We start from the raw sequence: 9,343 nt of genomic DNA, 5'->3' as shown, positions 1-9,343 counted from the left end.
TATCAGTAAGTAATTTACCGCTAGGTAAATTCATTCGGCGACTTCGGGAGCGCACCCATGTCCGGCACGACGACGCAGCCCGTTCCCTCTCCTCGTACCCGCTCCTGGTGGGGCTGGGGGTGGGAGGACGCGCATCCCGACGACGCGGAGTGCGCCGCGATGGGCGCCCTGCTCCCCGGCACCCTCGCCCGTCCGCTCCCCGTTCCGCGCGTCCGCGACCTGCGCATCGAGGACCCCGCCGTCGCGCCGCCCCTGAGCCTCGCCCACCTGGTCGACACCGACCCCCGGCAGCGCGCGGCGCACGCCATGGGCAAGGCGTACCGCGATGTCGCACGCGCCCTGCGCGGGCGCCCCGGCCGCATCCCCGACCTCGTCGCACGCCCGACGGACGACCAGGAGGTGGCCGACCTGCTGGACTGGGCCGGCGAGCGGCAGGTCGCGGTCGTCCCGTACGGCGGCGGGTCCTCGGTCTCGGGCGGCGTGGAGTACCGCGGTGACGCCCACCGCGCCGTGCTGTCCCTCGATCTGACCGCCATGGACCGCGTCCTGGAGGTCGATGTCCGTGGCCGGTCCGCACGCATCGAGGCCGGCACCCTCGGTCCGAGCCTGGAGGACCAGCTGCGGCCGCACGGGCTGACGTTGCGGCACTTCCCGCAGAGCTTCGAGTTCTCCACCCTGGGCGGCTGGCTCGCCACCCGGGCCGGCGGCCACTACGCGACCGGCCGGACGCACATCGACGACTTCGTCCAGTCGCTGCGCGTGGTCACCCCGGCCGGCACCAGCGCCTCGTGGCGGCTCCCCGCGTCGGGCGCCGGCCCCTCCCCCGACCGGCTCTTCCTCGGCTCCGAGGGAGCGCTCGGCGTCATCACGGAGGCATGGGTGCGGCTTCAGGAGCGCCCCGCCCACAAGGCGTCCACGTCCCTCTCGTTCACCGACTTCCACACCGCACTCGAAGCCGTACGCGCACTTGCCCAGTCGGACCTCTCCCCGGCCAACTGCCGGCTCCTCGACTCCGGAGAGGCCGCGCTCTCCGGGGCCGCGCACGACGGCTCCGCCGTCCTCGTCCTCGGGTTCGAGTCCGCGGACGGACCGGTCACGTCGCGCCTGGCACAGGCCGTCGACCTGGCCCGCTCCCACGGCGGCCGACGTACGGCGGACACCGCCTCGGCGGACGGCGCGCCCGCCGACGCCGCCGTGAGCGCCTGGCGCTCGGCCTTCCTGCGGATGCCGTATCTCCGCGACGGCCTGGCCAGGATGGGGGCCGTGGCCGAGACCTTCGAGACGGCGGCGACATGGGACCGGATCCCCGCCCTGATCGAAGCGGTGCGCACGGAGGTCGGCGATGCCGCGCTGAAGGCCACCGGCCACCCGGCGACCGTCAACTGCCGCCTCACCCATGTCTATCCGGACGGCGCGGCCCCGTACTTCACCGTCCTGGCCGCCGGCCGCCCCGGCGACGAGGTGGCCTTCTGGGACGACCTCAAGGCCGTGGCCAGCGAGGTACTGCACCGCCATCGGGCCACGATCACCCACCACCACGCCGTCGGCCGCGACCACCGCCCCGGCTACGACCGCCAGCGCCCCGAGCCGTTCGCCCTCGCTCTGCGGGCCGCGAAGGGCGCACTCGACCCCCGGGGCATCCTCAACCCCGGCGTCCTCGTCGACTGAGCGCCGCGAAGACAAGGTGACCGAACCGCTCGGGGTGAGGTACGAAGTGCTCTGTGAACGATCAGAACCACTCCTCGACCATTCGGGTGTTCGTCGCGCTCGCCCCTCCGGACGACGCCAAGGACGAGCTGGCGCGGGCGCTGCGGCCCGCCTACGGGGCGTACCCGGACCTGCGGTGGAACCGGATCGAGGACTGGCACATCACGCTGGCGTTCCTCGGGGAACTCCCCGTGGAGACCGTGCCGCTCCTCCGTCCGCCGCTGGCCGCACTCGCGGCGGCCCGCCGCCCCCTGGAACTGGCTCTGCGCGGGGGCGGGCACTTCGACGAGCGCGTGCTCTGGAGCGGAATCGACGGGGACCTCGACGGTCTGCACGTGCTCGCGTCGGAGGTGCGGGCCGTGGTCCGCTCGTGCGGTATCGCCTTCGAGGACCGGCCGCTCCGCCCGCACCTCACGCTCGCCCGGGCCCGCCGCAACGAGACCGCTCCCGTGGTGGAGACCGCTGCCGGGCTCGCCGCGTTCATCGGCCGCACCTGGCCGGCCGGGCGACTGCACCTGGTCGGCAGCAACTTCGGCCGCGGCCCCGGACCGATCCACTACCGCGACATCGAGGCGTGGAGCTTCGGCGGCGTCGAGGGCCCTGAGACGTCGGTTCGGCGAAGAACGCCGTGAGACGGCCGGCTTCCTCGTGCCGTCGTGATCGGCGCTCTGGCCCTCGGGCCGTGGGCGCGTGAGAATGCCCCCATGACCGACACCCCAGCCGCACCGGACGCCTCGTTGGCCCCTGCCGTACGTATGGAAAGGAGCGGGCCGGTGACCACCGTGGTGCTGTCGCGGCCCGCCGCCCGCAACGCGGTGGACGGGCCGACCGCCCGGCAACTGGCGGACGCGTTCCGGGCGTTCGAGGCCGACGACGAGTCGTCGGTCGCGGTGCTGTGGGGTGAGGGCGGGACGTTCTGCGCGGGCGCCGACCTCAAGGCCGTCGGCACGGAGGACGGAAACCGGGTGGAGCCGGACGGCGACGGCCCGATGGGCCCGACCCGCCTCCGCCTGACCAAGCCGGTGATCGCGGCCGTCGCCGGTCACGCCGTGGCCGGCGGGCTCGAACTGGCTCTCTGGTGCGACCTGCGCGTGGTCGAGGAGGACGCGGTCCTCGGGGTGTTCTGCCGCCGATGGGGCGTCCCGCTGATCGACGGCGGCACGGTCCGGCTGCCGCGGCTGATCGGCGAGAGCCGCGCCATGGACCTGATCCTGACCGGCCGCCCGGTCCCGGCCGCCGAGGCGTACGAGATCGGACTCGCCAACCGTCTCGTACCCCCGGGGCGGTCCCGGCCGGCGGCCGAGGAACTCGCCCGCGAGATCGCCGCGTTCCCTCAGCTCTGCCTGCGCCACGACCGGCTCTCGGTACGGGAGCAGCACGGGCTCCCCGAACCGGACGCGCTGGCGGCCGAGCTGCGTCACGGCATGGTGCCGCTGTCGGCCGGCGAAACCCTCTCCGGCGCCGCACGCTTCGCACGCGGGGCGGGTCGCCACGGGTCTTTCACGGACTGACGGACTGAGGCCTGGGCCTGGGGCCTGGGGCCTGGGGCCTGGGGCCTGGGGCCTGGGGCCTGGGGCCTGGGGCCTGGGGCCTGGGGCCTGGGGCCTTACGGCATGAAGGCATCAGGCCTGACGGCATGACCGACGCGTTCAGCGCTCGTACGTCCCGAGGAGCGTGGCGGAGGCCAGCTCGCGGCCCTTCAGCGCGCCGTGCACCTCCTCGACGCCCGGGTGACCGTGGAGGGGCAGCGGCTCGGACAGGGCGTACAGGCGGAAGTGGTAGCGGTGCGGACCGTGGCCGGGCGGAGGCATCGGCCCGCCCCAGCCCATACGGCCGAAGCCGTTGGGCCAGGGCAGCCCGCCCCGCGGCTTCGTGTCTTCCGGCACCCCGGTGGTCTCCGGATCGATGCCGGTCACCAGCCAGTGCAGGAACGTCTCCCCCGGCGCGTCCGGGTCCTCGCAGACAAGCACCAGCTCCGTGGCTTCCTCGGGCACTCCGGACCAGGTCAGGGGCGGCGAGACGTTCTCCCCCTCCCCGCTGTACCGGCGGGGGATCGTGGTGTGGTCGTCGAACGCGGTGCTGCTGAGTTCCATTCCGCTCATAGGCGCCGCCCTACCCGCCACGGCGGCCCCGGCACCGGTCCGGGCCCGGAAACCTCCGTTCGGCGGAGCACCCCGCGCGCGCTCAGCCCTGCCGAGCCGGCGGGGCGACCCGGTTCCGGCGGGCGCGCAGCGCGCGCGAGGTGCGCGTGATGCCGTAGCCGAGCAGCCAGGGCAGCACGGTGATGCCGAAGACGTAGACAGCGAGATAGCCGGTGAGGTCCTCCTGCCAGGTCTCCTCCTTCAGGCGGATCAGGCCTGACACCAGGATGGAGCCCGAGATCCCCACCGGCACGGCCGGCACCAGCACCGACCAGAGTCGCGGCACCCAGCCCGGCCGCCGGGCGCACCACACACCGAAACCTGCCATGAGGAAGGGCCCGAGCGGCACCCAGAACACCACCGGGACGAACAGCAGGGCCATCCAGTCGTCCGAGTAACCGAACATCATGCGGCATCCCCCCTGACCTCAGCCGCCCCTCGCCCTACCTGCCCCGGTGGCCTCAGCCGAACCACGGACGCCGTCCGGTGTGCCCGACGTCACGGGGAGCGGACACGGCCGACGTCCTCAACCGCCACGCCCCGTACCGCGTCTGGCTTCCTGGAGGCCCACCCCACGGCCCGTACCCTCGCGGCCCGGACGTACATTGATGCCTCCTCCCGTCCGGGGCGGACCCCGGCCGCCCACCCGGCACGGCACGGCACGACGACGAGGAGCACGCGTGGCCACCACCACAGAGTCCGCCCCGCCCACCGATCCCGCACCGCGGGACGGGTACGCGAGCGGTGAGCCGGCCGGGCCGACCACGCCCGCCTGGCGCATGCTCCTGGGGTACGTGCGGCCGCACCGCTGGACGCTGCTGCTCGGGGCTGTGCTCTCCCTGGTCACCGGAGCCACCGGGCTCGCGCTGCCGCTGGTGGCCAAGTTCCTGATCGACGCGCTCTCCGACGACCGTCCGATCGCCGGCGCGCTGCTGCTGATGACGGCGCTGGTCGTCGCCAACGCGGCCATCGGCGCGCTCGGCGGGTACGTCCTGCAGCGCACCGCGGAGTCGGTCGTCCTCGGCGCGCGGCGCACCCTGTCGTCGTACCTGCTGCGCCTGCGCATCGCGGCCGTGGACCGCAGCGAGCCCGGCGACCTGATGGCGCGGGTCACCTCCGACACGACCCTCCTGCGCGAGGTCACCACCGACTCGCTGGTGGGTCTCGGCACCGGCGGGCTGACGCTCGTCGCGACGCTGGTGATGATGGGCGTGGTCGACCCGGTGCTGCTCGCGGTCACGCTCGGCGTCGTGCTGGGCGCGGGCACGGTGATCGGTGTCTTCGTGCCCCGTATCCACAAGGCCAGCAGGCAGGCGCAGGACGCCGTCGGGGCCATGGGGGCGTCGCTCGAGCGCATCCTCGGCGCGCTGCGTACCGTCAAGGCGTCCGGCGCCGAGCACCGTGAGGAGCGGGCCGTGCACGCGGCGGCCGAGGAGTCCTGGCGGCAGAGCCTCCGCGCCGCGAAGTGGTCCGCGCTGGCCGGGAACACCGCCGGCCTCTCCATGCAGATCGCGTTCATCACCGTGCTCGCGGTCGGCGGCGCCCGGGTCGCCACCGGGGCGATCGACGTCGGCACTCTCGTCGCCTTCCTGCTGTACGTCTTCTATCTGATGTCGCCGATCCAGCAGGTCGTCGGCGCCGTGACGCAGTACCAGGCCGGGGCCGGTGCCCTGGCCCGGATCCGCGAGGCCCTGCAGCTCCCGGCCGAGCCGCCGGCGGCGCCGGCACCACTGCCCGCGCCCGGCGCGGAGCCCGCCGCGCTGACCTTCGAGGACGTCCGGTTCCGCTACGCCGACGACCTGCCGCACGTCCACCACGGCGTGACCTTCTCCGTGCCGCAGCGCGGCATGACCGCCTTCGTCGGCCCGTCCGGCGCGGGCAAGACCACCGTCTTCTCGCTCATCGAGCGGTTCTACGACCCGGAGGCCGGACGGATCACCCTCGACGGCCGCGACCTGGACACCTGGGAGATCCCCCGGCTCCGCGCCGCGATCGGATACGTCGAGCAGGACGCGCCGGTCCTCTCCGGCACCCTGCGCGACAACCTGCTGCTCGGCAACCCCGACGCCGACGAGGCCGACGTGCTGCGCGTGCTCGGGACCACCCGGCTCGACGGTCTCGTCGAGCGGCTCCCCAAGGGCCTGGACACCCTCGTGGGCCACCGGGGCACCAAGCTCTCCGGCGGTGAACGCCAGCGCGTCGCGATCGCCCGCGCGCTGCTGCGCCGCCCCCGGCTCCTCCTGCTCGACGAGGCCACGAGCCAGCTCGACGCCGTGAACGAGGCCGCGCTGCGCGACACCGTGGCGGACGTCGCGCGCACCACGACCGTGATGGTCGTCGCCCACCGGCTGTCGACGGTCACCATGGCGGACCGCATCGTCGTCATGGACGCGGGGCGGGTACGGGCCGTGGGCACCCACCGCGAACTCGTCGCCGTCGACCCGCTGTACGCGGAGCTCGCCGCGACCCAGTTCCTGGCCACCGCCGAAAGCTGAGGCGGCGTTACCCCTGGGGCACTCGGTTCTCGTGGAACTCAGGGGGCGCCAACCACTGTTCCGCGCCAAAAGGAGGGTCGTTCGCGGGGGGATTGTTGGCCGGGCACCCCCCTGCCCCGCCGTACCCGGGCGCCTAGCATTCGACCACCCCCGCCCACACCGGCGGGGAGCCCCAGCAGACACGTCTGACATGTACATGATAGTTCAACCGTTGCCGGTTGGACCACCCCCGTGGCGCAGCGAACCACCGGATCGGAGAAATCATGAGAGTCCCCCTGCTCGTGAGCGGAGCGGTCGCCGCTCTGTTCGCCTCGGCCCTGCCGACGCAGGCGAGCCCGTCGTCGATCGTCGATCCGCCCCCGGACAGGATCGTCATCGACATCGCGACGGTGAACGGCTCCGGCTGCCCCCTGGGCACCGCGGCCATCGCCGTCTCCGAGGACAACACCGCCTTCACCGTCACGTACAGCGAGTACCTGGCACAGGTCGGCGGCGGCTCCGCCCCCACGGCGGCCCGCAGGAACTGCCAGCTCAACCTCCTGGTGCACGTCCCCCAGGGCTTCACCTACGCGATCGCCAGCGCCGACTACCGCGGCTACGCGTCACTCCAGCCCGGCGCGAGCAGCACCGAGAAGGCGTCGTACTACTTCCAGGGCTCACCGAACACCGCGTCGCGGACCCACGCCTTCCAGGGCCCGTACGAGGACAACTGGCAGGCCACCGACAACACCGACTGGGCTCAGCTCGTGTGGGCGCCCTGCGGTGTGCAGCGGAACTTCAACATCAACACCGAACTCCGGGTGAACGCCGGCACGTCGAACCCGGCCAAGACCAGCTACATGACGATGGACTCCACCGACGGTGACATCAGCACCGTGTACCACCTCGCCTGGAAGGAGTGTCCGGCGAACTGACACTTGCGGCCGCCCCCGGCCGGGCCCCCCGTCCCGGCCGGGGGCGGCCGCGTCTCCCGGCGACCAACTCAAGCCTCTTGACGGCCACTTAACTTACTTCTTAAATCATGAAGGTGACGAAGGCATGTCATGCGCATGCCTTCCTGCTGCCGTCCCCTCCATTGCCACCTCCGCCACCCCATCCCCCACATCCCCCACATCCGACGGAAGAGAGAGCCATGCACTCCTCCCGCCCACCGCGCCGCGCCCTGCGGGCGGCCCTGTCCGCCCTGGCGGGCGCCGCTCTGCTGCTCGGCGTCGCCGGCACCGCCCCCGCATCCCCCGCCGACGACGGCATACGCGCGGCGCCCGCCGCCGAGGCGGCCGCCGTCACCTTCGCGGAGGATTTCGACGGCCCCGCGGGCTCCGCCGTCAACGCCGGCCGCTGGCAGCTCGAGACCGGCGACAACGTCAACAACCACGAGCGGCAGTACTACACGGCCGGAACCGCCAACGCGGCGCTCGACGGTCAGGGTCATCTCGTCATCACCGCGCGCCGCGAGAACCCCGGCAACTACACGTGCTGGTACGGACGGTGCGAGTACACCTCGGCCCGCCTCAACACCGCCGGGCGCTTCACGGCACAGTACGGCCGGGTGGAGGCCCGGATGAAGGTGCCCCGCGGCCAGGGCATGTGGCCGGCGTTCTGGATGCTCGGCAACGACCTCGGCCAGGTCGGATGGCCGAACTCGGGCGAGATCGACGTCATGGAGAACGTGGGCTTCGAGCCCTCCACCGTCCACGGCACCCTCCACGGCCCGGGCTACTCCGGCTCGGGCGGCATCGGCGCCGGCTACACGCTGCCCGGCGGGCAGGCGTTCGCCGACGCGTTCCACACCTTCGCCGTCGACTGGGCCCCCGACCGGATCACCTGGTCGGTGGACGGGACCGTGTACCAGACCCGTACGCCGGCCGATCTGGGCGGCCGTTCCTGGGTCTTCAACAAGCCCTTCTTCCTCATCCTGAACCTCGCCGTCGGCGGCTACTGGCCCGGCGACCCCGACGGCTCGACCGTCTTCCCGCAGCAGCTCGTCGTTGACCACGTCCGCGTCACCACGGGCGACGGCCCGACCACCGGCGGCCGGATCACCGGACTCGGCGGCAAGTGCGTGGACGTCGCCGGCGCGAACACGGCCGACGGCACGCCGGTGCAGCTCTACGACTGCAACGGCACCGCCGCGCAGCAGTGGACGGTCGGTACGGACGGCACGATCCGAGCCCTGGGCAAGTGCCTCGACGCGGCCTCCGGCGGCACGGCCGACGGCACCCTCGTCCAGCTCTGGCAGTGCAACGGCACCCCGGCCCAGCGCTGGGTCGCCGGCGCGGCCCGGGACATCGTGAACCCCCAGGCGAACAAGTGCCTCGACGCCACCGGCAACAGCTCCGCCAACAACACCCGGCTCCAGCTGTGGACGTGCGCCGGAACGGCGAACCAGAAGTGGACGGTGGGCTGAGCGCCATCAGCGGACGCGGCGGCTCCTCGGCCCGGCGCCTTCGATCCCGGTCGGCGTTCCCTCCGGGTCGAAAGCGCGGTGGAAGGTGAAGGCGTGCGGCGCGGGGCCGTGGTCATGGAGGGCTTCCAGCCTGGAAACCCCGTCCTGCCAGGTGGGTTTCACACCGTCGGAGGCCCACCAGGCCACGTGACTCGGGTGCCCTGCCCTCTCGAACCAGTCGTGCCGCCTGTTCAGCGCCTCACGGTGCGGACCGGCGTAGACGGCGTCGAAGGCAGGGCACAGGCCTGTCCAGAGCGAGAGGGTCGCGGCCAGAGCGGTGCTCTCCACCGTCCGGCCCTTGCCGTACCAACTCGGTACGGCGAACTCTCCCCACGCACCCCAGTCCGCCTCGAAGAGCATGCCCCGGTCGCCGCCCGCCGCTTCGGCACGCGCGAGGTAGCCGGGCTGCTGACTGATCGTCCGGTAGACGGCTTCACCGATGTCGTAGAACTCGCGCGTGAGAGGCCCGGCATCGGCGAGAGGTGACTTGAGGACGCCGAATGTGTACAGCGCGAGATGGGGCATGTGTCTCTCCCTGGTGGGGTGCCTGCGGG

Annotated in this window: 9 protein-coding genes; 6 read left to right on the top strand and 3 right to left on the bottom strand. The window is 72.8% G+C overall.

All coding sequences use genetic code 11. The features are described from left to right. Positions 1 to 57: 57 nt before the first annotated feature. The 3 genes from ACZ3IJ_RS02095 to ACZ3IJ_RS02085 all read left to right on the top strand — a co-directional run bounded on the left by ACZ3IJ_RS02095 (position 58) and on the right by ACZ3IJ_RS02085 (position 3,218). Positions 58 to 1,668 (top strand): FAD-binding oxidoreductase, encoded by a 1,611-nt coding sequence (locus tag ACZ3IJ_RS02095; RefSeq protein ID WP_467465714.1) that lies wholly within the window; start codon positions 58 to 60, stop codon positions 1,666 to 1,668. 53 nt (positions 1,669 to 1,721) lie between these two features. Further along, a complete protein-coding gene (thpR, locus tag ACZ3IJ_RS02090; protein ID WP_467465713.1) occupies positions 1,722 to 2,339 on the top strand; it encodes an RNA 2',3'-cyclic phosphodiesterase in 618 nt (205 codons plus the stop codon). A 72-nt stretch (positions 2,340 to 2,411) separates the two neighbouring features. Continuing rightward, the gene (locus ACZ3IJ_RS02085) at positions 2,412 to 3,218 is read left to right on the top strand and encodes a crotonase/enoyl-CoA hydratase family protein (protein WP_467465712.1); all 807 of its coding nucleotides are present in this window, start codon (positions 2,412 to 2,414) and stop codon (positions 3,216 to 3,218) included. A 138-nt stretch (positions 3,219 to 3,356) separates the two neighbouring features. Here ACZ3IJ_RS02085 and ACZ3IJ_RS02080 read toward each other — a convergent pair whose 3' ends face one another. Together ACZ3IJ_RS02080 and ACZ3IJ_RS02075 are read right to left on the bottom strand one after the other, a co-directional pair. After that, a complete protein-coding gene (locus tag ACZ3IJ_RS02080) occupies positions 3,357 to 3,809 on the bottom strand; it encodes a YbhB/YbcL family Raf kinase inhibitor-like protein (protein ID WP_467465711.1) in 453 nt (150 codons plus the stop codon). 82 nt (positions 3,810 to 3,891) lie between these two features. Further along, positions 3,892 to 4,257, bottom strand: a complete 366-nt coding sequence (locus ACZ3IJ_RS02075; RefSeq protein ID WP_467465710.1) for a hypothetical protein — start codon at positions 4,255 to 4,257, stop codon at positions 3,892 to 3,894. 370 nt (positions 4,258 to 4,627) lie between these two features. Here ACZ3IJ_RS02075 and ACZ3IJ_RS02070 point away from each other — a divergent pair, with 370 nt between their 5' ends. From ACZ3IJ_RS02070 to ACZ3IJ_RS02060, 3 genes are all read left to right on the top strand, one after another. Next, positions 4,628 to 6,343: an ABC transporter ATP-binding protein gene (locus ACZ3IJ_RS02070; RefSeq protein WP_467466254.1), complete on the top strand. Its 1,716-nt coding sequence runs from the start codon at positions 4,628 to 4,630 to the stop codon at positions 6,341 to 6,343. A gap of 263 nt (positions 6,344 to 6,606) precedes the next feature. Next, complete coding sequence (locus tag ACZ3IJ_RS02065; RefSeq protein ID WP_467465709.1) at positions 6,607 to 7,257, top strand: DUF4360 domain-containing protein; 651 nt, start codon at positions 6,607 to 6,609, stop codon at positions 7,255 to 7,257. 218 nt (positions 7,258 to 7,475) lie between these two features. Next, a complete protein-coding gene (locus ACZ3IJ_RS02060) occupies positions 7,476 to 8,750 on the top strand; it encodes a ricin-type beta-trefoil lectin domain protein (RefSeq protein ID WP_467465708.1) in 1,275 nt (424 codons plus the stop codon). 6 nt (positions 8,751 to 8,756) lie between these two features. Here ACZ3IJ_RS02060 and ACZ3IJ_RS02055 read toward each other — a convergent pair whose 3' ends face one another. Continuing rightward, positions 8,757 to 9,314 (bottom strand): DUF3291 domain-containing protein, encoded by a 558-nt coding sequence (locus ACZ3IJ_RS02055; RefSeq protein WP_467465707.1) that lies wholly within the window; start codon positions 9,312 to 9,314, stop codon positions 8,757 to 8,759. Positions 9,315 to 9,343: the final 29 nt, after the last annotated feature.

Source organism: Streptomyces sp. NPDC013317 (genome assembly GCF_055563155.1).
Note: the sequence above shows the minus strand (reverse complement) of the source record. Positions and strands in the feature narration are given on the sequence as shown.